Annotated in this window: 23 protein-coding genes and 1 pseudogene; 4 read left to right on the forward strand and 20 right to left on the reverse strand. The window is 74.0% G+C overall.

What is annotated here, in order from left to right:
- The first annotated feature begins 18 nt into the window (after window positions 1-18).
- Complete coding sequence (rimK, locus tag AVL62_RS03115; protein WP_058890227.1) at window positions 19-1,221, forward strand: 30S ribosomal protein S6--L-glutamate ligase; 1,203 nt, start codon at window positions 19-21, stop codon at window positions 1,219-1,221.
- 390 nt (window positions 1,222-1,611) lie between these two features.
- Here the strand turns inward: rimK and AVL62_RS03120 are convergent, their stop codons facing one another.
- The 8 genes and pseudogenes from AVL62_RS03120 to AVL62_RS03155 all read right to left on the reverse strand — a co-directional run bounded on the left by AVL62_RS03120 (window position 1,612) and on the right by AVL62_RS03155 (window position 11,222).
- On the reverse strand, window positions 1,612-2,286 hold the full coding sequence (locus AVL62_RS03120; RefSeq protein ID WP_058890228.1) for an SDR family oxidoreductase: 675 nt from the start codon (window positions 2,284-2,286) through the stop codon (window positions 1,612-1,614).
- A 65-nt stretch (window positions 2,287-2,351) separates the two neighbouring features.
- Complete coding sequence (locus tag AVL62_RS03125) at window positions 2,352-4,640, reverse strand: FdhF/YdeP family oxidoreductase (RefSeq protein ID WP_058890229.1); 2,289 nt, start codon at window positions 4,638-4,640, stop codon at window positions 2,352-2,354.
- A 33-nt stretch (window positions 4,641-4,673) separates the two neighbouring features.
- Window positions 4,674-6,177, reverse strand: a pseudogene (locus AVL62_RS03130) (OFA family MFS transporter).
- A gap of 107 nt (window positions 6,178-6,284) precedes the next feature.
- Window positions 6,285-6,782, reverse strand: a complete 498-nt coding sequence (locus tag AVL62_RS03135) for an SRPBCC family protein (protein ID WP_058890230.1) — start codon at window positions 6,780-6,782, stop codon at window positions 6,285-6,287.
- Window positions 6,783-6,847: 65 nt separating this feature from the next.
- Window positions 6,848-7,567: a sirohydrochlorin chelatase gene (locus AVL62_RS03140; protein ID WP_058890231.1), complete on the reverse strand. Its 720-nt coding sequence runs from the start codon at window positions 7,565-7,567 to the stop codon at window positions 6,848-6,850.
- Window positions 7,568-7,611: 44 nt separating this feature from the next.
- Window positions 7,612-8,934, reverse strand: coding sequence for a uroporphyrinogen-III C-methyltransferase (cobA, locus tag AVL62_RS03145; protein WP_083518632.1), 1,323 nt, complete (start codon window positions 8,932-8,934; stop codon window positions 7,612-7,614).
- Window positions 8,931-9,698: a phosphoadenylyl-sulfate reductase gene (locus tag AVL62_RS03150; protein WP_058890232.1), complete on the reverse strand. Its 768-nt coding sequence runs from the start codon at window positions 9,696-9,698 to the stop codon at window positions 8,931-8,933. The genes cobA and AVL62_RS03150 overlap by 4 nt, the downstream gene beginning before the upstream one ends.
- A 510-nt stretch (window positions 9,699-10,208) precedes the next feature.
- The gene (locus AVL62_RS03155; RefSeq protein ID WP_083518633.1) at window positions 10,209-11,222 is read right to left on the reverse strand and encodes an EamA family transporter; all 1,014 of its coding nucleotides are present in this window, start codon (window positions 11,220-11,222) and stop codon (window positions 10,209-10,211) included.
- A gap of 72 nt (window positions 11,223-11,294) precedes the next feature.
- On the opposite strand from AVL62_RS03155, the gene AVL62_RS03160 reads away from it, so the two are divergent.
- On the forward strand, window positions 11,295-12,191 hold the full coding sequence (locus tag AVL62_RS03160) for a LysR family transcriptional regulator (RefSeq protein WP_058890233.1): 897 nt from the start codon (window positions 11,295-11,297) through the stop codon (window positions 12,189-12,191).
- Here the strand turns inward: AVL62_RS03160 and AVL62_RS03165 are convergent.
- The 8 genes from AVL62_RS03165 to fdhA form a co-directional block, all read right to left on the reverse strand.
- Window positions 12,181-12,654, reverse strand: a complete 474-nt coding sequence (locus AVL62_RS03165; RefSeq protein ID WP_201023183.1) for a hypothetical protein — start codon at window positions 12,652-12,654, stop codon at window positions 12,181-12,183. The two genes, AVL62_RS03160 and AVL62_RS03165, sit on opposite strands and share 11 nt — an antisense overlap.
- Window positions 12,655-12,779: 125 nt before the next feature.
- A complete protein-coding gene (locus AVL62_RS03170) occupies window positions 12,780-13,337 on the reverse strand; it encodes an SRPBCC domain-containing protein (protein WP_058890234.1) in 558 nt (185 codons plus the stop codon).
- Window positions 13,334-13,840 carry a metalloregulator ArsR/SmtB family transcription factor gene (locus AVL62_RS17725; RefSeq protein WP_058890235.1) on the reverse strand — a complete coding sequence of 169 codons (507 nt, stop codon included), beginning with the start codon at window positions 13,838-13,840 and terminating at the stop codon, window positions 13,334-13,336. Before AVL62_RS17725 ends, AVL62_RS03170 begins: the two co-directional genes overlap by 4 nt.
- A 150-nt stretch (window positions 13,841-13,990) precedes the next feature.
- Entirely contained in the window at window positions 13,991-15,076 is a 1,086-nt protein-coding gene (locus AVL62_RS03180) for a homocysteine S-methyltransferase family protein (protein WP_058890236.1), read from the reverse strand.
- Between the two features lie 188 nt (window positions 15,077-15,264).
- Window positions 15,265-16,398, reverse strand: coding sequence for a DNA glycosylase AlkZ-like family protein (locus AVL62_RS03185; RefSeq protein WP_058890237.1), 1,134 nt, complete (start codon window positions 16,396-16,398; stop codon window positions 15,265-15,267).
- Window positions 16,395-16,730, reverse strand: coding sequence for a TfoX/Sxy family protein (locus AVL62_RS03190; RefSeq protein ID WP_058890238.1), 336 nt, complete (start codon window positions 16,728-16,730; stop codon window positions 16,395-16,397). The genes AVL62_RS03185 and AVL62_RS03190 overlap by 4 nt, the downstream gene beginning before the upstream one ends.
- 19 nt (window positions 16,731-16,749) lie before the next feature.
- Window positions 16,750-17,226 carry a DUF664 domain-containing protein gene (locus tag AVL62_RS03195; protein ID WP_235585489.1) on the reverse strand — a complete coding sequence of 159 codons (477 nt, stop codon included), beginning with the start codon at window positions 17,224-17,226 and terminating at the stop codon, window positions 16,750-16,752.
- 159 nt (window positions 17,227-17,385) lie between these two features.
- Window positions 17,386-18,600, reverse strand: a complete 1,215-nt coding sequence (gene fdhA / locus AVL62_RS03200; RefSeq protein ID WP_058890239.1) for a formaldehyde dehydrogenase, glutathione-independent — start codon at window positions 18,598-18,600, stop codon at window positions 17,386-17,388.
- Between the two features lie 173 nt (window positions 18,601-18,773).
- Between fdhA and AVL62_RS03205 the strand changes: the two genes are divergently transcribed.
- The gene (locus AVL62_RS03205; protein WP_058890240.1) at window positions 18,774-19,481 is read left to right on the forward strand and encodes a M50 family metallopeptidase; all 708 of its coding nucleotides are present in this window, start codon (window positions 18,774-18,776) and stop codon (window positions 19,479-19,481) included.
- On the opposite strand, the gene AVL62_RS03210 is transcribed toward AVL62_RS03205, so the two are convergent.
- From AVL62_RS03210 to AVL62_RS03225, 4 genes are all read right to left on the reverse strand, one after another.
- Complete coding sequence (locus tag AVL62_RS03210; RefSeq protein WP_058890241.1) at window positions 19,466-20,098, reverse strand: sulfotransferase family 2 domain-containing protein; 633 nt, start codon at window positions 20,096-20,098, stop codon at window positions 19,466-19,468. The two genes, AVL62_RS03205 and AVL62_RS03210, sit on opposite strands and share 16 nt — an antisense overlap.
- Window positions 20,099-20,165: 67 nt before the next feature.
- Window positions 20,166-20,351 (reverse strand): PspC domain-containing protein, encoded by a 186-nt coding sequence (locus AVL62_RS03215; RefSeq protein ID WP_058890242.1) that lies wholly within the window; start codon window positions 20,349-20,351, stop codon window positions 20,166-20,168.
- Between the two features lie 104 nt (window positions 20,352-20,455).
- Window positions 20,456-21,010, reverse strand: coding sequence for a DUF2087 domain-containing protein (locus AVL62_RS03220; protein WP_235585491.1), 555 nt, complete (start codon window positions 21,008-21,010; stop codon window positions 20,456-20,458).
- A 391-nt stretch (window positions 21,011-21,401) separates the two neighbouring features.
- Window positions 21,402-22,688: a citrate/2-methylcitrate synthase gene (locus AVL62_RS03225; RefSeq protein WP_058890243.1), complete on the reverse strand. Its 1,287-nt coding sequence runs from the start codon at window positions 22,686-22,688 to the stop codon at window positions 21,402-21,404.
- A 52-nt stretch (window positions 22,689-22,740) separates the two neighbouring features.
- Between AVL62_RS03225 and AVL62_RS03230 the strand changes: the two genes are divergently transcribed.
- On the forward strand, window positions 22,741-23,877 hold the full coding sequence (locus tag AVL62_RS03230) for a citrate/2-methylcitrate synthase (RefSeq protein WP_058890244.1): 1,137 nt from the start codon (window positions 22,741-22,743) through the stop codon (window positions 23,875-23,877).
- Window position 23,878: the final 1 nt, after the last annotated feature.

The following is a 23,878-nucleotide window of genomic DNA, read 5'->3' on the forward strand; positions in this document are numbered from 1 at the left end:
TCCTCTCAGGACGCCCCGATGAAGCTCGCCATCCTGTCCCGTTCGCTGCGCGCCTACTCCACCCAGCGGCTGCGGACCGCCGCCCTCGAGCGCGGGCACCAGGTCAAGGTGCTCGACACGCTGCGCTTCGGCATCGACCTGTCCGGCGACGAGCCCGACCTGCACTTCCGCGGCCGGCCGCTGTCGACGTACGACGCGGTGCTCCCCCGCGTGGGCGCGTCGGTGACCTACTTCGGGACGGCGGTGGTGCGCCAGTTCGAGCAGATGGACGTCTACACGCCCAACACCGCCAACGGCATCATGAACAGCCGCGACAAGCTGCGCGCCACCCAGATCCTGTCGCGCCACAACATCGGTATGCCCGCGACCGCCTTCGTGCGCAACCGTGCCGAGATCCCGCACGCCATCGAGATGGTCGGCGGCGCGCCCGTGGTGGTCAAGCTGCTCGAGGGCACCCAGGGCATCGGCGTCATCCTCGCCCCGACCATGAAGGTCGCCGAGGCCATCATCGAGACCCTGCACGGCACCAACCAGCAGGTGCTCATCCAGCGCTTCGTCAAGGAGTCCAAGGGCAAGGACGTGCGCGCCCTCGTCGTCGGCGACCGGGTCGTCGCGGCGATGCGGCGGCGCGCCCAGGGTGATGAGTTCCGGTCCAACGTGCACCGCGGCGGGAGCGTGGAGCGGGTCGACCTCGACCCGGAGTACGAGGAGATCGCCGTCCGTGCCGCCCACATCATGGGTCTGCGCGTCGCCGGTGTCGACATGCTCGAGGGCAACGACGGCCCGCTCGTCATGGAGGTCAACTCCTCCCCCGGCCTGCAGGGCATCGAGGCCGCCACCAAGCTCGACGTCGCCGGCGCCATCGTGGACTACATCGCCGACCAGTCCGGCTTCCCCGACATCGACGTGCGCCAGCGGCTCGCGGTGTCGACGGGGTATGGCGTCGCCGAGATCGCGGTCATGTCCGGCTCCGAGCTGGTCGGGCAGACCATCGAGGCCTCCGGGCTGTGGGAGAAGGACATCCAGGTGCTGACCCTGCACCGCGGCACCCGCGTGGTGCCCAACCCCGCGGGCGCCAAGGTGCTGGAGGACGGCGACCGCCTGCTGTGCTTCGGCAAGCACGAGCACATGCGCTCGCTCATCCCGGCCCGGTCCCGGCGGCCCCGGCGGGTCCGCAAGCTGCCGAAGACGCCCATCCTCGAGGACGTGCCCACGGGCTGAGGGCAGGCGGCCGGGGGACGCCCGGGCACGGCTCGCCGGGGCGCGTCTCACGCAGCCTGTGCACGTCTCGCGCAGGCTGTGCACCCCCGTGCAGCATGTGCTCCCCGCGCAGGCAGTGCATGTCTCACGCAGGCTGTGCGCGTCTATGCAGGCTGTGCATGTCTCGTGCAGCCTGCACGCGGTATACCGCACGCACAGGCTGCATGTCCGTGCACAGGTGACGAGCGCGTGCACAGACTGCATATGCCGTGCACAGACAACAGCCAACGAGCAGCCGAGCGCAGAGGTGACGAGCCGCCGAGCTGACGGGCCGACGAGCTGACGGGCCGACGAGCCCAGAGCTGACGAGCCGCCGAGCCGACTACCGAGCCCGGCCGCGCGTGGGGCGCCTCAGGCCTTGCCGGCGACCGCGTCGAGGGCCTGGGCGACGGGGGTCGACCCGCCGAGGAACTCGATCATGCGGCCGGTGAGGTCGTCACGGTCCAGCGCGAGCGCGAGCACCGTGGCGACATCGGCACGCGGGACGTCCCGGCCCTCCGGGGTCTCGATCGCGCCGGTGCCGTCGCCCATGACCTCGATCTGGCCGGTGCCGGCGTCCAGGCTCAGGGCGCCCGGCGCGACGATCGTCCAGTCGAGCTGCGAGCCCCGCAGGTGCTCGTCCGCGGCGGCCTTGGCCTCGGCGTAGGCGAAGAACGGGTTGTCCTCGGGCACTCCGTGGTCGGTCCGGGCACCCAGGTAGCTCACCATGAGGTAGCGCTCCGCGCCGGCCTCCTGAGCGGCGTCCATGGACCGGATGGCCGCGTCTCGGTCCACCGCGTAGGTGCGCTCCGGGTCACCGCCCCCGGCACCGGCCGTCCACACGACGGCGTCGTGCCCGCGGAGCAGCTCGGTCATCTGCTCGCGGCTCATGGTCTCGACGTCCGCGACGACCGGTCGCATCCCGGCGGCCTCGACGTCCGGCCCGTGGTCAGGGTTGCGGACGACCGCGTCGACGTCGTGCCCGGCCAGCAGGGGTCCCAGCTGCAGGGCGATCTTGCCGTGTCCTCCGATGATGGCGATACGCATACCCTGGCCAACACCGCACCCACCGGCGCTGTTCCTCACCAGCCGTGGGTGGTGACAGGGCTTCCTCAGGCGCGGGCGCGCAGCTCCACCACGACGGACTTGCTGGCCGGGGTGCCGCTGCGCCGGGAACGCTGCCCCAGCGGCACGAGCACGTTGGTCTCCGGGTAGTAGGCGGCCGCACATCCGCGGGCGGTGTCGTAGGACACGATCCGGAACTCCTCGGCGACCCGCTCGCCGTCCTCCCAGTGGCTCACGAGGTCGACCTCCTGGCCGTCGCGCAGGCCGCGCTCGCGGAGGTCGTCGGGGTGGACGAAGACGACCCGCCGACCGTTCTCGATGCCGCGGTAGCGGTCGTCGAGCCCGTAGATCGTGGTGTTGAACTGGTCGTGGCTGCGCAGCGTCTGCAGCAGCAGCCGACCCTCCGGGACCTCCGGGTAGGTGAGGACGTTGGTGGTGAACTGCGCCTTGCCGATCGTGGTGTCGCCCCACTCCCGTGTCCTGGCGGCGTGCGGCAGCACGAAGCCTGCCGGGTCGTTGATCTTCTCCTCGTAGTCCTCGAAGCCCGGGATCACGCGGGAGACCGCGTCGCGGATGGTGCTGTAGTCGTCCTCGAAGGCCTGCCAGTCGGCCACCGCGGCGACCCGCTCGATCGAGCGCGCCAGGCGGGAGACGACGGCGACCTCGCTCAGCAGGTGCGGGGAGGCCGGCGGCAGCGGACCGTGGCTGGCGTGCACGGCGGACATCGAGTCCTCGACCGTGATCCGCTGCGGACCAGTGGCCTGCTGGTCCCGCTCGGAGCGCACCAGGACCGGCAAGATGAGGGCGGTCTCCCCGGTGACGACGTGCGACCGGTTGAGCTTGGTCGAGATCTGCACCGTCATCGCGCAGGAGCGCAGCGCCTCCTCGGTCACGTCCGTGTCCGGCGCGGCCCTGACGAAGTTGCCGCCCATGCCCATGAAGAACCTCGCGTGCCCGTCCCGCAGCGCCTCGACGGCGGACGCGGTGTCGTAGCCGTGCTCCCGCGGGCTGGCGAACGAGAACTCCGCGTCGAGCCGGTCGTGGAAGTCGTCGGGCATCTGCTCCCAGATCCCCATCGTCCGGTCGCCCTGCACGTTGCTGTGGCCGCGCACGGGGCACAGGCCCGCACCGTCCCGGCCGATGTTGCCCTGCAGCAGGATGACGTTGACCACCTCGGTGAGCATGGCCACCGAGTGCTCGTGCTGGGTCAGGCCCATGGCCCAGCAGACGATGGTCCGCCGGCTGCGCGCGAGGCGGTCGGCGAGGTCCTCGATCTGCTGCCGCTCCAGGCCGGTCGCGGTGAGCACCTCGTCCCAGTCCAGGTCGGCGAGGTGCTCACGGTATGCCTCGAGGCCGTCCGTGTATTCCTCGAGGAACTCGTGGTCCAGCACCGAACCCGGGTCGGCGGCCTCCCGCTCCAGCAGCAGCGCACCGAGGGCCTGGAAGAGCGCCATGTCGCCGCCGAGGCGGATCTGCAGGAAGTCGTCGGCGAGGTCGGTGCCCGGGCCGACGGCCCTGATCGGGTTCTGCGGGTTCTTGAACCGCTGCAGCCCGGCCTCGGGCAGCGGGTTCACCGCCACGATGGCCGCGCCGTTCTCCTTCGCGCGCTCGAGGGCGCTGAGCATGCGGGGGTGGTTGGTGCCCGGGTTCTGCCCGGCGATGATGATGAGCTCGGACTGGTGCAGGTCCTCGAGCAGGACGGTGCCCTTGCCCAGCCCGATGGTGTCGCCGAGCGCCGCGCCGGAGGCCTCGTGGCACATGTTGGAGCAGTCCGGCAGGTTGTTGGTGCCGTAGGCGCGCACCATGAGCTGGTAGACGAAGGCCGCCTCGTTGGACGTGCGTCCAGAGGTGTAGAAGACGGCCTCGTCCGGGTCGGCGAGCGAGGTCAGCTCCTCGGCGACCATCCGGAACGCGTCGTCCCAGCTGATCGGCTCGTACCGGGTGCTGCCCGCCAGCTTGACGACCGGGTGGACCAGCCGCCCCTGCTGACCCAGCCACCAGTCGCTGCGGGTGGCGAGGTCGGCCAGGTCGTGCTCCTCGAAGAAGTCGGGCCCGAGGGTGCGAAGGGTCGCCTCCTCGGCCACCGCCTTGGCGCCGTTCTCGCAGAACTCGGCGGGCGAGCGGTGGTCCGGGTCGGGCCAGGCGCAGCCGGAGCAGTCGAAGCCGTGCTTCTGGTTGAGCCGGGTCAGCGTGCGCAGCGTCCGCACCGTGCCCATCTGCTCCTGGGAGATCTTCAGCGCGTGGTAGACCCCGGGGATCCCGGCGGCCCAGTCCTTGCGCCGCCCGACCTCCAGGTCGTCGTCGGTGAAGTCCTGCTGGGGTGCGTCGGTGGCCACGGGGGTCCTCCTGGTATGTCGTGGGGCGGCGGGTCAGCCGAAGAGCTGGGTGACCCGGGCGACGGTCTCGCCGACGCCGTAGAGCAGGCCCGCGCTGACGATGACCCACAGAACGATCGCCGCGGTGCGCTCTGCCGCGTCTGCGCCCTCGGGACGCTCGGCGGTGCTGGACGGGGAGTCGCTCATGCGGACGCTCCTTCGCTCTCGAGCTGGTCGGGGTCGGGCTCGTGGTGGCGCTCGTCGACCGGCTTGACGAGCAGGTTGGCGATGAACCCGACGACGAGCACGCCGACCATGATGTAGAGGGACAGCAGGTAGAGGTCTGCGCCCTCCTCGCCGCGCGCGGTCTGCAGGTCCTGGATGCCGGAGACGATGAGCGGCCCGGCGATGCCGGCCGCCGACCACGCGGTGAGCAGCCGGCCGTGGATGGCCCCCACCTGCAGCCCGCCGAACAGGTCCTTGAGATAGGCCGGGATGGTGGCGAAGCCGCCGCCGTAGAAGCTGAGGATGACCACGCACATGAGCACGAAGAGCAGCAGCGAGGACCGGCCGAAGGTCGCGACGCCGAGGTAGAGCAGCGCGCCCACCCCGAGGTACATCATGTAGGTCGGCTTGCGACCGATGACGTCGGAGGTCGAGGACCACACGAGCCGGCCGGCCATGTTGGCCAGGCTGAGCAGGCTCACGAAGCCCGCGGCCGCGGCCGCGCCGACGCCGGGGAAGAAGTTCTGCACGATGGGTGAGGCCTGCGCGAGGATGCCGATCCCGGCCGTGACGTTGCAGAAGAGCACCGTCCACAGCAGCCAGAACTGCGGGGTGCGCAGCGCGGTGCGGGCGCTCACGTCCGCGGTCGTGCGCATCGACGACTCGTCGGACTCCTGCGGCGGGGTCCAGCCCTCCGGCGTCCAGTCCTAGGGGGGGACCCGGATGACGTACGAACCCAGGCCCATGAGCACGGCATACAGGACGGCGAGGGTGAGGAAGGTCGGGACCAGGCCGGCGACCGGGTCCTCGCCGCCGTAGAGACCGAGGAGCCGGTTGCTCAGCGGGGAGGCGATGAGCGCGCCGCCGCCGAAGCCCATGATCGCCAGGCCCGTGGCGAGACCGGGTCGGTCGGGGAACCACTTGATGAGGGTGGAGACCGGGGAGATGTAGCCCAGCCCGAGGCCGATGCCGCCGAGCACGCCGTAGCCGAGGTAGACGATCCACAGCTGACCGACCGAGACGCCGAGCGCCGAGACGAGGAAGCCCGCCACCCAGAGCGCGGCAGAGACGGCCATCGTCTTGCGCGGCCCGTTGCGCTCCACCCAGGTGCCCAGCACGGCGGCGGACAGACCGAGCATGACGATGGAGATGGAGAAGATGATCGACACGGACGTGGCCGAGGCGTCGAAGCGCTCCTCGAGGGGGATGTTGAAGACGCTGAACGCGTAGACCTGCCCGATGGACAGGTGCACGGCGAGGGCCGCCGGCGGCACGAACCCCGGTTGAACCCTGGTCCGGCGACGGTGCGCTCGCGGTCGAGGGTGGACAGCATGGAGCGCTCCTGGGGAAGGGAGTGACGAGCGGGGACTCATCCAACCTCTCACACGCGAGCCTGGACGGCATCTGGGAGCCGGACCCCCGCCCCCTCCGGCGTGCTCCTCAGGCCTGGGGGCCGCGAACCCGGGGCGGGGCCTCCCCGCGGCCGAGGCCGGTGCGGGCCGAGCGCATCATCGCGGCGTGGTTGGCGCGCAGCACCCACCGCGCGGGCGGCAGCGCGGCCAGGTGGCGCAGGCCGGGCTTGGCCAGCAGGACCCGCTGCTCCCAGACCATCCGGCACCCGCCCGGGGCCGGGGTGACCTGCACCTCGACATACCCCTGCAGGTCGCCCGCGAGGCCGACCCGCAGCCGCCCGGTCTGCCGGTCCTCGCGCTCGCGGGTGAGGACCAGGACGAGGGGGACGGGCAGCACGGAGCGCGCCCGGACCCGCGCCCGGTCCAGGCCCAGCTGCTCGACGGAGCGCACCTGGCGCCACCACGTCGGGTAGGCCCCGAGGTCGACGAGCCGGTCCAGCACCGCCGCCGGCTCGACCGGCAGCGTCCAGTCCTCGCGGAAGGTGAACCAGCCGCCCCGGTCCTCGGCCTGCGGTGACGTCGGCATACCGGTCATCCTCGGGCACGCCGCCGGGGTCTTCTACCCAGAAGCTGTACCGGTGTGGTGATGCGTCACGGCAGAGGGACACCTTCTGCGTGCGAGTGGCCCGAGGACTCGGCCACGGCCTCCCGGTAGCGGCGCACGACCAGGTCGCGGAGGAGGTCGTGGGTGCCGAGCGGCCCGGTGGCGACCGCACCCCCCGCCTCGGCCACCCGCCGCGCCTTCGTGGCGAAGTACCCGGGCGAGAGCAGGTGGGTCGCCAGCACGACACGGGTATGCCCGGCGATCCGCAGCGCGGTGAGTGCGCAGGCCGCGCGCGGGCCGGGGCCGCTGAGAAAGGCCGTGGCGGTGTCCGCCCCCACCCGGGAGCCGACCAGCTCGGCGACGCGCGCCACCTCGGCACGGGCCGCGTCGACGCTGGAGCCTGCCCCGACCACGAGGACCGCGTCGGCCTCCGCGTCGGCCTCGCGGACCCGGTCCACCAGGGCGTCGACGACCTCGTCGGCGGCCCCGAGCGCCGGGGTGAGCGTCGATCCGGGCACCTCCTCCAGCGCCGAGGGCACGTCGTGCCTGACGTGGTAGCCAGAGGCGAGGAAGAACGGCACGACCACCGGGTCGGTGACGTCGGCCAGCACCTCGTCCAGGGTCGGGCCGCAGACGTCGACGTAGCCGACGACGGCGGGGAGGGGCATACCGAGCGCTGCGGCGGCACGGTCGGCGCACCCGCGCACGACCGCCTGTCCCTCCGGGCTGGCGGTGCCGTGCGCGGCGACGACGAGGGGTCTGCTCATGCGTCGACGCGGGTGGGCGGTGCGGGTGGTGGCCGGCGCGGGGCTCATGCGACGGCGTGGGCGGCGAGGCGGGCCAGCCGGGCTGCTGTGGGGGCGTCGAGGGGACCACCGGCACGCTCGTCGAGGGGCTGGGTGCCGGGGCCGGACCCTCCGCCGACCTGGTCCGCCCACCCGTGGGCCAGGGTGACGACGTCACCGACGACGACGACGGCGGGCGAGGTGACGCCGCGCTGGTCGGCCCGGTCGGCGATGTCGGCGAGGGTGCCGAGGGTCACCCGCTGCTCGGCGGTCCAGCCGCGCTCGACGATGCCCACCGGGCAGTCCTCCGGCCGACCGGCCCCGACCAGGCGCGCGGCGGTCTCGCGCAGCCCGGCGACGCCCATGAGCACGACGAGGGTGTGGTCGGTGCCGGTGGGCAGCCCGGGCAGCTCCTCGTGCCCGGTCACCACGGTGAAGCCGCGCGCCAGCCCGCGGTGGGTGACGGGGATGCCGGCGGCGGCGGGCACCGAGACGGCGCTGGTGATGCCCGGGACGACCTCGACGCTCACCCCTGCCGCCTCGCACGCGGCCCGCTCCTCGCCGCCGCGACCGAGGACGTAGGGGTCGCCGCCCTTGAGCCGCACGACTCCGTGCCCGCGCAGCGCCTCCCGGACGAGGATGCGGTTGATCTCCTGCTGCGGGACGGGGTGGTGCTGCGGCTGCTTGCCGACGTCGACGACGCGCACGGACTCGGGCAGCCGGGCGAGCACGGCCTGCGGCACCAGCCGGTCGGCGACGACGACGTCGGCCGCCGCGAGCAGGGTGGTGGCGCGACGGGTGAGCAGCTGCTCGTCGCCGGGGCCGGCGCCCACGAGCGCGACCCAGCCGCCGTGCGGGCGCCGGGCGCGCAGGTCCACGACGCCGCTGGTCAGGTGGTCGGCGAGGTCGGTGCGGATGCTCGCGGCGCGGCGGGGGTCGCCCCCGGCGTGCACCGCCACCCGGACCTCTCCGGCCGGGGTCGGCACGGCGGCGCGGGCCGGGACCTGGGCGCTGCCCGCGGCGCCGTCCCCGGCGCTCACGCAGAAGGTCTGCCGCGCCTCGGCGTCCGCGGCGACCTGCCGGTCCGTCTCCGGGTCGCCGGTGGCGGTGTGCACGAGGAAGGCGCCGTCGAGGTCGGGGGCACCGGCATACCGGCGCGGGGTCCACGACAGGGCGGTGCGCTCGGACAGCAGCGTGGTCAGCGCGGGGCACAGCTCGGGGGCGACGACCTCGACGACGGCGCCCTCGGCGAGCAGGTCGGCGACCCGGCGGGCGGTGACGGGCCCGCCGCCCACGGCGACGACGCGCCGCCCCGACAGCGACAGCCCGAGCAGGAACGGTCCGCTCACGACGCCTCCCTCTCGCGCTCGTCGGCGGCCGGCCCTCCGTGCAGGCCGCACTCGGTCTTGGCGAAGCCCGACCAGCGACCCGCCCTCGGGTCCTCGCCCGGGGCGACCCTGCGGGTGCACGGGCCGCACCCGATCGAAGGGTAGCCCTGGTCCAGCAGCGGGTTGGCCGGCAGGTCGTGGAGCTCGGCGTAGAGCGCGACCTCCGCATCGCTCCAGGCCGCGAGCGGGCTGATCTTGACGACCCCGAACGACTCGTCGAAGGCCACCAGCGGCGTGCCCGCCCGGGTCGGGCTCTCGGCCCGGCGCACGCCGGTGACCCAGGCGTCGTACCCGGCCAGCGCCCGGCGCAGCGGCTCGACCTTGCGCTGGGCGCAGCAGGCGCCGGGGTCACGGTCGTGCAGCCGGGGTCCGAGCTCGGCGTCCTGCTCGGCCACGGAGCGCTGGGGCCGGACGTCGACGACCGTGACGTCGAGCTCACGGGCGACCCGGTCCCGGGTCTGCAGGGTCTGCTCGAAGTGGTAGCCGGTGTCGAGGAAGAGCACGTCGACGCCCGGTCGGTGCCGGGAGGCCAGGTGCGGCAGCACCGCCTCGGCCATGCTCGAGGTCACCGCCAGCCGGTCGCCGAAGGTCCGCGCGGCCCACGCCAGCACGGTGTCGGCGTCGGCGTCGGCCAGCTCCTCCGCCGCGTCGGCGGCGAGCGCCCGCAGGCGTGCGCGCTGGTCGCGTTCGGTGGGGGACGCCAGGTGCAGGGTGGTCGTGCTCATGGTCACCTCGGGGTATGTCGCTGGGCTGGGTCGCGCGCGGGCGCAGGCGGGCCGTGGTCGGCCCCGGCGCTGCGGTGGGTCTGCGGCGACCCGGTGGGGACGGATGGGGTTCAGCGACAGGGGCACATCAGCATGCTGCTGACGCGCAGGAGGTCCACTTCGTGGCAGGTCGTGAGGTGCCAACCCCGAGAGAGCATGCACCCATCATGCCCAGTTATCCGAACGATCACAAGCCGTTGGGAACGCCGACCCTCACCGCGCCAGCCCCTACTTGCCAGTCCCCAGCGTGCCGGCCCCCACCCCCGCCAGCCCAGCACGATCATGAACCTGAGCAGAGAAACATGCCCGACTCGGGAGTTGCATCACCTGTCTCGGGAGCCTTTCTCTGCTCAGGTTCGGCAGGCCCAGGCTGAGCAGAGAAACATGCCCGACGCAGGGGATGCGACTGCTGCCTCGAGGGCTTTTCTCTGCTCAGGTGCGACAGGGCCAGGCCGGGCCGGGCTGGGCCGCCTAGGGTCGCGGCGCGCCGGACCACCCCACGGCCACCTCATCGCCGTCCGGCCCCGCCACGTGCGCCCCCGCCGCCGCGTCGAGCCCCACCGCGTCGGCACCCGCCGGGTCGAGCCCTGCCGGCGCGAGGCCGGCGGCGGCCGGCCGACCCCGCCGGGCCGCCCAGAGCACGCCGCCCACGACGAGCGCTCCGCCGGCGAGCTCGAGCACGGAGGGCCGCTCGCCCAGCGCCCACCACGCCGCCGAGATGCCGACCACCGGCACCAGCATCGAGAAGGGCGCGACGACGCCGGCCGGGTGGCGGGCCATGAGCCAGACCCAGATCCCCGAGCCGACCACCGTGCCGAGCACCACCGTGTAGGCCAGCCCCAGCCAGGCCGGCAGCGCCACCGCCGTGCCGGACGTCGCGAGCGCGCCCCAGATCTCCCCCGGCCCCTCGACCAGCAGAGACACCGCCAGCATGGGCAGCGGCGGCACGACCGACATCCACAGCGTGAGGTGCAGCGGGTTCGGTGGGGCGGCGAGTCGGCTGGAGAGGTTGCCGACGGCCCAGCCGAAGGCACCGAGCACGACGAGCAGGAAGGGCACGAGCTGCCCCGCGCTCCCGTCGGCCCGGCTCGCGCCGACGACGGCCAGCCCCAGCACCGCGACGCCGACCCCGACGGCCCGCCGCGGGGTGAGCCGCTCCCCCAGCAGCAGCACGCCCAGCAGCACCGTGAACGGCGCCGACGCCTGCAGCACCAGCGAGGCCAGGCCGGCAGGGAAGCCGGCCGCCATCCCGAGGTAGAGCCCGACGAACTGCAGCGTCCCGAAGCCCAGCCCGTAGCCCACCAGCCACCGCACCGGCACCTGCGGCCGCGGCACGAGCAGGAGCGTCGGCACCGCCAGGACCGCGAAGCGCAGCGCGACGAGGAACAGCGGCGGGAAGTGCTCGAGCGAGGCGTGGATGGCGAGGAAGTTCAGCCCCCAGAGCGCGGCGACCAGGACGGCGAGGAGGGTGTGGCGCAGCGGCATACCTGCGAGTCTGCGGTCGAGGACCAGGAAGGTCCAGCGAGTCTTCGTGATGTCAATGCTTAGGCTGGCTTCATGGACGTCCGCCACCTGGAGCTGCTCCGCGAGCTGTCGGTGCGCGGCACCCTCGCCGCTGTCGCCGAGGCGACCCACCGCACCCCCTCCGCCCTCTCCCAGCAGCTGCGCACGGCCGAGCGCGACCTCGGCGCCACGCTGGTGGAACCGGTCGGTCGGGGGCTGCGGCTGACGGCCGAGGGACAGCTGCTCGCCGACGCCGCGGACGAGGTATGCCGTGCCCACGCCCAGGTGCAGGCGCGCCTGGACGCGGCGCGCGGCGAGCCGCGGGGCCGGGTCAGCATCGGCACGCTGCCCAGCGCGGGCGAGGCGCTGCTGCCCGACCTCGTCGACGCCCTGGCCGCCAGCGCCATCGACCTGGCGCTCGACGACTTCGACCTCGCCGAGGCCGACTTCGCCACCCGCACCCTCGACGCCGACGTCGTCATCGCGCACAGCCTGCGCGGCGACGTGCCGGCCGGCGCGGAGCGGCTCACCTCACGCGTCCTGGCCCGGGAGCCGATCGACGTCGCGCTGCCGGCCGGGCACCCCCTCACCGGGCGCGACCGCCTCACCCCGCAGGACCTGGTCGGCACCACCTGGATCGGCGTGCCCGAGGGCTACCCCTTCGACACCATCCTGCTGGCCGCGGAGTCGCTCACCGCCCAACCGCTGCACCGCGTCCAGCGGCTGCGCGACAACGCGCTCATCCGCTCGCTCGTCGCCCGCGGGGTCGGGCTCGCCCTGCTGCCCCGCTTCACCACCCCGACCGACGAGCAGGTCGTGCTGCGGCCGCTGGCCGGGGTCCCCGCCCGGCGCGCGGTCGTGGCGCTGTGCCGGCCCGACCGCTACGCCCGGCTCGCCGTCCGCAGGGTCGTCGACGAGATGGAGCGCATCGGCGCGACCCTCACCGGTTGACCGGCTCAAGACCCGCGAGGGCGCTGACACCGAGGACGAGCGCGGTCCCGAAGATCGTCGCTCCCATCCACGGTCCGACCACGCGGCTGGTGGGAGCCTCGGTGCGGCGCAGCGGCCCGAACATCCGTATCAGCCCGCCGAGCTGGACGATCCCGAGGGCGGTGAGGATCCACCCGCCGAAGATCCACGACAGCGACAGGAAGTGCGCCGCCACCACGACGGCGACCCACCACGCCATCCAGCGGCCCTGTCGTCGGAAGGCGAGGACGGCGACTCCCGCCCCGGCGAGCAGGAGTTCCGCGCCGACGACGATCCCGAAGCCGGCGTAGCGACCCTCGAGCGCGGTCGGCTCTCCCCAGCTCAAGCCGGTCCAGATGCCGAACCCCACGGCGAGGAGCACCCGGCGGCGGACCCCACGCCCAGCGGCACCCGCCAGCCGCGGGCCGGGGACTCCTGCGCCCACCCGCACCAGACCATGGTCATCAGCCCGAACCACGCCGTCGTGAACAGCACGTCCCGCAGCTCCACCAGCATGCGTCCCCCTGGTCAACTCGCCACCGCGGCCCATCCGCCACGCTCGGCATCACCCTACGTCCGCGGAGGACCGTCCTCCCGGGGCGTCCCGGCCGACGCATCAGGATCCGGCGCGTCCGGGAGGCCGAACGCCACGGCATACTCGCGGCCCAGGTCGAGGTAGCCCTCCCACGCGACGGTCGCGGTGGCGCCGGTCCGCACGGACTCCTCGAGCCGGTCGAGGTAGTACTCCCAGCCCGGGCCCACGTCGGTCACGAGCGAACGGTCGGTCAGCACCTGGGCGAAGCGCAGGGTCGTGACGCCGGCCTCCTCGGTGAGACGCAGGTCGAGGGTCCACACCTGGATGGGGTCGTCGTTCTCGTTGCGGACGCGCAGCCGGGTGGGCTCCTCGCAGACCTCGATGACGTAGGTCTCCGTGGGCATCTCCTCCTCGTACGCCCAGGTCAGGCGCACCCGCCCCGAGCCCGGGTCGCCGGTCCAGGTGGCGAACCACCGGCCCAGCCGCTCGCTCTCGGTCACCGCCGCCCACACGTCCTCGACCGGCGCGCGGAAGGTGCGGGTGAGCACGAGGTGCTCCTGCCCGTCGATGGTCTCGGGTGCTCCGGTCATCATGCGGTCTCCTCGGTGTTGTCGGTGGCGGCGGTATGCGGTGCCTCGCCCGGGCGGTGCTCGCGCACTGTGCGGCGCACCTCGAGGTCGAGGGCGTCCAGGACGTGCTCGCCGACCGGAGGGGCGGGCGGCACGTCGGCCGGCAGGACGGACGGCGCGTCGGTCGGCGGGGCGGACGGCGCGTCGGTCGGCAGGGCGGGCGGCACGTCGGCCGGCAGGACGGACGGCTCGTCGGTCGGCGGGGCGAGGGCCGCACCGGCCAGCCGCCGGGCGTAGTCGACGACCTCGCCCAGCGGTGCGGTCTCCAGCCGGTAGTGCCGCTCACGGCCGACGTCCTGCCCGCGCACCAGCCCCGCCTCGCCGAGCACCCGCAGGTGACGGCTCACGGCGGGGCGGGAGATGCCGCGGCCGGCGGTGAGGTCGGCCACCCGACAGGCCCCCTCGTCGGCCAGCTGCACCAGCAGCGAGCGCCGCACGGGGTCGGCGAGCGCGGCATACACGTCCATGACGATAGGTAACCACCTGGTTACGAATAACGCAAGACCTATCCCCACCCACGGCTGAGCAGAGAAAAGGCCCCGACTCGGGGGTCGTATCCCCTGCCTCGGGAGCGTTTCTCTGCTCAGGCGCCGTGGGGGCTCAGGCGCGCACCGGACTCAGGCGGAGTCGCCGAGGCCCTTGATGTGCTCGGGGAGGCGGGCGTGGTCGCCGTACATGAAGTGGTTCTGCATCTTCTCCGAGAAGCGGCTGGCCTCGGTCTCGAGCCCGACCGCCTCGGCCACCTGGCGGATGAGCATCGGGGAGGCCCCGCAGCAGACGCCGAGGTAGCCGATGCCCAGCGCGTAGGCCTCCGCCGCGAAGGCGCCGACCTCGTAGCGGTTGCACGCCAGCGGGTCCAGCGCCGTCGGGAAGGTCCGGCCGTGCGGCGAGGGCACCAGCACCCCGCGGTCGTCGGTGAGGTTGAAGAAGGTGGGCTCGGCGTCGGTGGTGCGGTAGGGCACGGGCAGCGCGGCCACGTGGCAGCTCACCGCCTCCCGGATCTGCCGCAGCCACGGCAGCATGGTGGCCGGGCCGCGGAAGCAGTTCATCCCCACGACGTCGGCACCCGCCTGCTCCAGCCGCTGGCACACCTCGACGATGCCCACCCCGTCGCGCATCTGCTCGCCGGCCATGGGCGCGACGGTCAGCACCACGGGCAGCCCGCTGGCCCGGGCGATCTCGAGGGCGGCCTCGGCCTCGCCGGCGTAGTAGAAGGTCTCGCCGATGATGAGGTCGGCGCCCTCCTCGACCGCCCAGCCGACCATCTCCTCGAACATCGCGCGCACCTCGCGCTGGGCGTCCGGGCTGTCCGGGTCCCACACGTTGCTGTTGGAGATGTTGCCGGCGACGAGGTCGCCGGGCTTCTCGTCGGCGACCTCGCGGGCGATCTGCAGCGCGGCCCGGTTGAGCGGCTCGAGCAGCTCCTCCTTGCCGATGACCCGCATCTTCTCGCGGTGGCCGTTGTAGGTGAAGGCCTCGACGATGTCGCTGCCGGCGCGCTGGAAGTCGCGGTGCAGCGTGCGCAGCGCGTCGGGGAACTCCAGCGCCACCTCGGGGACGAACTCCCCCGCGGTGAGGTAGCCGCGGCGCTCGAGCTCGAAGAGGAACCCCTCGGCGCAGATCACCGGACCCTGGTCGAGGCGCTCGACGAGCCTGCTGGGCGTGGTGGTGGTCCGGGGGTCGTCGGTCTGCGTGTCGGTCATCGCTGCTCATCCCTCGCCGGCTCGTGGTCGCGCAGGGCCCGGTCGCGCCCTGCCGCCCCGGCGGTGGTGGACCGGTGGGCCCCGCCCCCACCGGCGGCACCGCGATGCTACTCCTGGCGCGCGGCCCGTGGGCGTGCGGCGGGAGACGTCGAGGCGGCCGCCGTCGCCGTGCTGCGCCCGCGTCGGCGTCAGCCGCCCAGGTGGGCCGGCAGGCCGACCTCCAGGCCCAGCCACTCGGCCAGGTCGTGGATCTCGGCGAGCACGCGGTCCCGGCGGGCGGCGCTCCACGCCCCGTCCTCGTGCAGCGCGTCGACCCGCAGCACGCCGCGCCGGCGGTCGGCGGTGGCGTCGAGCTTGCCGACGAGCTGGTCCCCGTCCAGGACGGGCAGGGCGTAGTAGCCGAACCGGCGCTGCGCCTTCGGCTTGTACATCTCCAGGACGTAGTCGAACTCGAAGAGCTCGGCCATCCGCTCCCGGTCGAAGACCAGGCAGTCGATCGGGCAGAGCAGCGCGGCGCGGCCCGCGAACGCCTCGACCGGCTCGAGGTATGCCGGGTGCACGCGCCAGCTGCCTGGCACCCCCTCGACCACCGCCTCCTCGCCCGCGGCCCGGGCGTCGGCCGGCTCCGTGGGGCACTCCGGGCCGCGGGCGCGCAGCAGCCCCAGCGCGGCCAGGCGCCGCTCGTCCAGCTCGGCCCGCGCCTGCTCCAGCGGCACCGCGGGGACGTCGGAGTAGACCCGCTCGGCGAGGTCCCAGAGCCGCTGGCCGCCCGATCGGCCGGAGACGGCGACCTCGCCCCGGGCGACCATGAGGTCGAGCAGCCGCTGGACGTTCTTGTCGTTCGTCCAGCCGCTGGAGCGCCACGGCACCTCAGTGGAGTCCGGCAGGACACCGGTGGGGGTGGGGCCCTCGGCCGTCAGGTGGGCCAGGATGTCGCGGCGGGCCCGGTCGTTGGCCTCGACCCAGCGGGCCTGCCCCTCCTGCCAGGGGCGCAGCGTGCCGTCCCGCCGGGACGGCGCCGGCCACGCCTCCATCTCGGCCCGCCAGAGGGCGACGTCCTCGGCGGGTCGGACGAAGCCCAGCACCTCGACGAGCGTCCGGTCGGCCAGCAGCCGGTCCAGCTCGCCGGTGTCGTAGGCGTAGCCCAGCCGGCTCCACAGCACGAGGTGGTGCGCGGGGGCCACGGCCGTGACCGGGTCGATCTGCAGCAGCGTGAGCTCGCGGACGGTCTCGACGACGTCACCTGGCCGGTCCGCGGTGAGCAGCTGGGCCCGCACGGCGACCCGCCGCGCGTCACGGCGGGAGAGCCGGTGCACGCTCACGGCTTCGGCGGCAGGTCCCGCGCCCGGGCCACCCCGAGCGCCACCAGCTCGGCGAGCAGCTCGTCCGCGACCCCCTCCGACCCGTCGGCGTGCACCCACTCGCGCATCGGCCGACCGCGCATGACCATGCGCTCCAGCCCGTCCCGGCGCACCAGGTCGTCGGCGAGCGCCTCGTCGACGTGGACCATCACGCCCTCGCCCCCGGTCGCCGCCACCGCCAGGTGACCGGCGACGAGGAAGGCGAGCCCGCCGAACATCCGCTGCTCGACCACCCCGGGCTCGTCCGCCAGGAGGTCCCGGATCCGCTGCGCCAGCCCCGCGTCATACCCCATGGGACGAGTATGCCGCCGCTCACGTCCACGCCGCAGGCGGCGACCAGCCGTCCGGCGGGTCCTCGCCGACCCGGCCGTCGACCGCCTCCCGGAGCAGGTCGGCGTGCCCGGTGTGGCGGGCGTACTCCTCGAGCAGGTCGAACAGCATGCGGCGCAGGCTGAGCTCGATGCCCCACTCCTGGCCCCAGCAGATGACCCGGTCCAGCCCGTCGGCGGCGATCACCTCGCGGTGCCGGGCCCGGGTCGCCGCGACCGTCTCGACGTAGCGCGCGTAGAGCTCCTCCGGCGGGTCGTCCGCGGCGCTCTCGAAGCCCCAGGACGGCGTGGCCTGCCAGTCGACCTCCGCCCACGGGCTGCCGGGCGAGGAACCGTCCAGGCGCCACGTCGCAGCGACCGCCTCGACGCCGGTGAGTGCTTGAGCAGGCCGCCGAGGGTGAGGGACGACGCGCCGACCCGGACACTCAGCCCGGCGGCGTCCAGACCCTCGGCCTTCCACCAGAACGTCATCCGCTGGCGGTCGAGCGCACCGAGCAGGTGCGCGGTCTCGTCGCCGGTGCGCGGCGGTTCCCACACGGGTGAGGTGTTCATGACCGCGACGCTAGCCCTCGCGGCGGACAGCGGGTGTCCGCCGCGAGGGCCGCGGCACCCCCTCGGCTCAGGCGACCATGCCGTGGGGGTCGATGACGAACTTCGTCGCCGCGCCCTGGTCGAACTCGGCGTAGCCGCGAGGCGCGTCGTCCAGGCTGATCGTCTGGGCGTTGACGGCCTTCGCGATGTGCGCGCGGTCGTGCAGGATCATGTTCATCAGCTGCCGGTTGTAGCGCTTCACCGGGCACTGGCCGGTCGTGAAGTGCTGCGACTTGGCCCAGCCGAGCCCGAGCCGCACCCCGAGCGTGCCCTCCTTGGCGGCGTCGTCGACGGCACCGGGGTCGCCGGTGACATACAGCCCGGGTATGCCGATCCCCCCGGCCGCGCGGGTGATCGTCATCGCGTCGTTGAGGACGGTGGCGGGCGCCTCGTCGGCACCCTCGCCGTGACCGCGGGCCTCGAAGCCCACCGCGTCGACGGCCGCGTCGACCTCCGGTTCACCGACGATCGCCTCGATCTTGTCCACGAGGTCGCCGTCGGTGGTCAGGTCGATCCCGACGCACCCGAAGCTCTCGGCCTGCGCCAGCCGCTCGGTGTTCATGTCGCCCACCATGACCACGGCAGCGCCCAGGAGCTGCGCGGAGTGCGCGGCGGCCAGGCCCACCGGACCGGCGCCGGCGACATACACCGTGGATCCGGTCGTCACGCCGGCGGTGTAGGCCCCGTGGTAGCCGGTCGGGAAGATGTCCGAGAGCATGGTGAGGTCCAGGATCTTCTCCAGGGCCTGGTCCCGGTGGGGGAACTTCAGCAGGTTGAAGTCGGCGTAGGGGATCATGACGTACTCGGCCTGACCACCCACCCAGCCGCCCATGTCGACGTAGCCGTAGGCCGCGCCGGCCCGGGCCGGGTTGACGTTGAGGCACACCCCCGTGTGCCCCTCGTGGCACATCCGGCAGCGCCCGCAGGCGATGTTGAACGGCACCGAGCAGATGTCGCCCTCGTCGACGAAGAGGACGTCCTCGCCCTTCTCGACCACCTCGCCGGTGATCTCGTGCCCGAGGCTCTGCCCCACCGGCGCGGTGGTCCGGCCGCGCACCATGTGCTGGTCCGAGCCGCAGATGTTGGTGGTGACCAGCTTGAGGATCACCGCGTGCGGCGCCGCCTTCGTGATGCCGAAGTGGTCGGCCACCTCGCCGGGGATCTCCAACCTGGGGTAGTCGACCGACTCGACGGCCACCTCCCCCGGCCCGGTGTAGACGACGACGCGATTCCCTGATGCCATGGCTCGACTCCCTTGTCGTTGGACGACGCGCCGGGCGGCGCGCCCCGTGCAGCCACGGCAGGCCGTCGGACGGGATCACATCCCCTCGTGCGGCATATCGTCCGCACCCTGTCCATGCTGGCCCGGCCCGCCGCTCCCCGCAACCGCCCAGCCGGACCTGGCAGGCTCGTGCCGTGCTCCTCGACCTGTGGGACCGTGCCACCACCACCCAGCCGCCGCTGACCTGGCCGGTCAGCCTGCTGCTGGGGGTGGTCGCGCTCGCGCTCACCTGGAGCCCCGCGGGCTACCGGCTCGTCCGTCACCTGGTCACCCTGGTCCACGAGGCCGGCCACGCGCTGGTGGCCGCGCTCGTCGGCCGGCGCCTGACCGGGATCCGGCTGCACTCGGACACCTCCGGCGTCACCGTCTCCCGTGGGCGCCCCCGCGGGCCGGGCATGGTCGCGACCGTCCTCGCCGGCTACCCGGCGCCCGCGCTCGTGGGGCTCGCCGGGGCATACCTCCTCGGAGCGGGGTATGCCGCGGGCCTGCTCTGGGGGCTCGTCCTCACCTGCGCGCTCATGCTCGTGCTCATCCGCAACCTCTACGGGCTGTGGGTCGTGCTCGCGACCGGCGCCAGCGTCGCCCTGCTGTCCTGGTCGGTGAGCGGACGGATGCTCTCGGCGGTGGCCTACCTCGTCGTCTGGTCGCTGCTGCTCGCCGCCCCGCGCTCGGTGGTCGAGCTGCAGCGGCAGCGCCGCCGGCGCGGCGGGCGGGGCAGCGACGCCGACCAGCTGGCCCGGCTGACGGGGCTGCCGGCGGGGCTGTGGATCGTGGCCTTCTGGCTCGTCTGCGCGGTATGCCTGGTGTTGGGCGTCCGCGAGCTGACTCAGGGCCTGGGGTAGTCGAAGGTGCTGAAGTCGCGCTTGTAGAACCGGCGGGCCATACGGCGGGTGGCGCGGGAGATCTCGACGTCGGCGGAGCGACGGGGGCCCGAGCTGCTGTCCTTGAACTGCTCCGGGCCGCCCTCGAGGCCGAGCCCGTGGGCGTCGCTCAGCCGACGCAGCCCCTCGGCGAGCCCGTCCTCCAGCCGCAGGACCTCGGTGCCCGGGACGAGGAACTCGTGCTGCGGGCGCAGGTGGTTGTCGAAGAGGTAGGGGTTCTCGCGGGAGCGGCGCACCGACCGGCGGAACCACGACGCGACGGTCGACCCGCTCATGTCGACCTGCTCCTTCTTGCGGTGGCGCCAGACGTACTCCGAGCGCAGCCGCGCCATGGGCTCACGGACGACGGTGAAGACGAGGTCGAAGCGCTCGAGCCGGAAGAGCTGCTCCAGGGGCTCGCCGTGCAGGTGCTGGGGGCCGCAGACCATCAGGTGGTTGAGGGTGCCCCGGCCGTACCTCGCGCTGAAGAACCCCTGCTCCCAGCCGTTGGCGCGGAAGAGGTGCTCGACCGAGGTGCCGCCGGTCTTGGGGACGTGGATGAACAGCACGGAGCGGCCGTCCTTGCGGTAGACGGGCACGAGGGGCTCCTCACGGTCGGGGTCGGGCGAGGATCAGGCTACGACCCCGGCCCCGGGCGGGTGCGGCTCACTCGGACGGCATGATGACCCACAGCACCAGGTAGGCCAGGATCTGGGGCCCCGGCAGCAGCATCGAGAGCAGGAAGAGCACCCGGACGAGCGTGGGGCTCATGCCGAAGCGGCGGGCGAGACCGGCGCAGACTCCCGCGAGGACGCGTCGGCGAGGGCGGACGAGAGCGGGGGAGGAAGCCATGCCCCCACGCTAGGCCGCCTCGGGGCCGAGGACCAGAGGGGTTCCACCCGGCCGGGCGGGGGGCTGACCCCCGGCCGGGCCCGGTCGCGCGGGCGACCTCGCGCTCAGTCCCGGTGGCGCGGCACCCGGGCGAACCGGGCCACCTCGTCGGTCGGCACCTCCTGGGCCTCGGCCGGGAAGCGCTCGGGCAGCTCGTCCGCGACGCGGTAGACGCCGTCCGCCCGCTGCAGCCACCGGTAGTCGACGAGCTCGCGGCGCAGCGACGCGACGTCCTCGTGCGCGGTGGCGAGGAGGGCGTTGACCTCACGCTCGGCATACTCGCGGCCCCGCTCGAAGCGCAGCAGCAGGTGCATGAGCACGGCGGCCCGGGGCCGGCGCCGGGTGGGGATCGAGCGCAGCCGGTCGCCGTCCACGAAGATGGCCACGGCGCGGTCGGCGGCGAGGTCGGTCTCGACGACCAGCGCGCGCGGCGGGGGCGGCTCGGTGTCGGCACGCGGCGCGCGCGGCGGGGGCGGCTCGGTGTCGGCACGCGGCGCGCGCGGCGGGGGCGGCTGCGCGAGCAGCGCCTCCCGGGCGGCGGTGTAGGTCTCGCCGGTGCGGGTCATCCGCTCGCGCACCCGGGCCTTGAGGTCGGCATCGGTCGTCATGGTCGTGCTCACGCATCCTTCGCGGACCGCACGCCCCAGCCGCGGCAGGTCCTGGTGCGGTGCTCGACAGGTATGCCGTGTGCTCACCGCGAGGATCTGCTCCCCTCCGCCCCGGTGACCGGCCGGCTGGGGGCGGGTCGGGCTGGGCGCTGCGGCGGCGCCGAAGCCCAGCATACCGGCGCGCCCGGACCTGATCAGGGTCCGACGGCCGAGCCCCGGACACCACGAAGCACGCCGACCACACGAGCCCCATGACGCGGGGACGGTGCCGTCCGCACGGGGTATATCCCCGGCTGCTGGACACATCCCCGCACCGTGGTGCTCGTGGGGCAGCAGGTCCTCCTGGGACCAGCCACGCGACCCAGGCCCATGGGCACATCCCCGCACCGTGGTGCTCCTGAGGTCAGTGGGACCGCAGTGCTTCGGCCGCCTCCCGGTCGACACGGCGCGGCCCGGTGTAGACCCCCCGCAGCCGAAACCGCATGCCCGGCTCGGCGAGCTCCTCGATGGCGTGGGCGGTCCACCCCGCGGTGCGGGCGCACGCGAAGATCGCCGGGCCGGCGTCCCGCGGCAGGTCGTGGGCGAGCACGAGCGCGGCCAGGGCGAGGTCGACGTTGAGCACCCAGCCGCGCCGTTCGGCCAGCTCGACCTCCAGCAGCGAGATCGTGTCGGCGAGGTCGCGCCCGGCGTCCGGCAGCACCCGGTCGAGCAGCAGCCGGGCCCGCGGGTCGACCTCGGTGTAGACGACGTGCCCGAAGCCCGGCGGAGGCCCCTCGGCCAGCGCCGCGGCGAGCGCGCCGCGCGGGTCCTGGACCGCGCCGCGCAGCCAGTCCAGTGCCTGCACCGACGCCCCGACGTGCACCGGGCTGTCCGCGGCGGCCAGCCCGGCCAGCAGCGCGGAGTACCCGTCCGCCCCCGCCGAGACCGCCACCCGCACCGCGGTCGTCGACACCGCGAGGTCGTGGTCGGCCAGCAGGACCAGGGCCAGGTCGAGCAGGTCGACCGGCAGCCCCAGGTATGCCGCCAGCACCGGGGCGAGAGCCCCGTCGCCGGACCCGTCGCCCGCCTCGCCGGACCCGTCGCCCGCCTGGCCGGACCCGTCGCCCGCCTCGCGGGTCCGCTCGGCAGCCTCCCGGGGCCACCTGCCTCCCAGGGAGCTGCCCACCGCCACCGCCATCGCCCGCACCGACCGGGTGCCGGCGGTCGCGAACGCCCGAGGGCTGCGGTCGTGCCGGCCGAGGTCGCTCGACCCGGCCACGAGGACCGCGTGCTTGCACCGGTCGAGCACGCGTGTCTCCCGCGGCAGCGCAGCCATGAGCGCGTCCACCGGCGCGCGCGGCATCGGCACCGCCGGCGCCGTCTCCCCGCGCACCCCGACGAGCAGGTCCCGCACCTCCTCGAAGGTCCAGGCGCCCGCGAGGTCGCGCACGTCGTGCCCGCGGTAGGCCAGGGCGCCCGGTCCCACCTGCGTGACCGCGGTCCGCACGTCCTCGCTGGTGGCCCGGGGGGAGGTGCGCCGCCCCGACCGGCCGCGCCCGAGCGCCTGCACGTCCTGGAGCGCGAAGACGCTCCCCGTGCCGGGCTCGCGCCGCAGCGGCGAGAGCACCCCGCGGCTGACGTAGGCATACACCGTCTGCGTCTTGACCCCGAGGTAGTCGGCCACCTGGGCGGTGGTGAGCTCCCCGCTCATGTTGATGTGATCAACGTTGACACGAGATCAACCCTAGCGGCACGCTCGGCGCATGAGCACGCAGATCGCCCCGCCCGGCCTCAAGGGCCTCGTCGTCGCCCGCACCCGGACCGGGGACGTCCGTGGCCAGGAGGGGTTCTACCACTTCCGCGAGTACTCCGCGGTCGAGCTGGCGCGGCACCGCACCTTCGAGGACGTCGCGCACCTCATGGTCGAGGGGCACCTGCCCGACGAGGGCGAGTCCGCCGCCTTCGCCGCCGAGCTGGCCGCCGCGTCGACGCTCCCGCACGCGCTCCTCGAGCAGCTGCTGGCGATCGCACGATCCGGCCCGGACCGCGGCTCGCTGGCCCGGCTGCGCACGGCCGTCTCGCTGCTGGGGTCGGTCGAGGAGTTCCCCGCGACCTACGGCGCCGGCGCCGACCAGGTGCGCGCCGGCGTCGTCCGGCTCATCGGGGTCGTCCCCGTGCTGCAGGCGGCCCTCTTCCGGTTGCGCGCCGGTATGCCGCCGCTCGAGCCGCGCCCCGAGCTCGGCGCCGGCGGCAGCTGGTTGTGGATGCTCACCGGTGAGGAGCCGGCGCCGGAGCACGCGGCGGCCGTGACGGCATACCTCGTCAGCACCGTCGACCACGGCTTCAGCGCGTCGACCTTCACCGCCCGCGTGGTCACCTCCGCCGGCGCCGACGTGGCCTCCGCCGTCTGCGCGGCGATCGGGACCTTCTCCGGGCCGCTGCACGGCGGGGCGCCGGACCGGGCGCTGGACTCCCTCGACGAGATCGGCACCCCCGACCGGGCCCGGGAGTGGGTGCGCGAGCGGGTGGCCGCCGGCGAGCGGATCATGGGGTTCGGGCACGCGGTCTACCGGACCACCGACCCCAGGGCGGTGCTCCTGCGCGAGCACGCCCAGGCGCTGGGGGGACCGCTGGCCGAGCTGGCGGTGCAGGTCGAGCGCGAGGTGGTCGACGCCCTCGCCGAGCTCAAGCCGGGGCGCGAGCTGCACACCAACGTGGAGTACTACGCCGGTGTCGTCATGGAGCAGTGCGGGATCCCCCGGGAGATGTTCACGCCGACCTTCGCGACCGCCCGGATCGTGGGGTGGGGCGCCCATATCCTGGAGCAGTCGGGTGACCCGCGCATCATCCGACCGGCGGCGGAGTACGTCGGTCCGGAGGCACCCGCGCCGCTGCCCTGAG

Origin of the sequence: Serinicoccus chungangensis (genome assembly GCF_001483745.1) — a bacterium.
In the GTDB taxonomy this organism is placed as follows: Bacteria; Actinomycetota; Actinomycetes; order Actinomycetales; family Dermatophilaceae; genus Ornithinicoccus; species Ornithinicoccus chungangensis_A.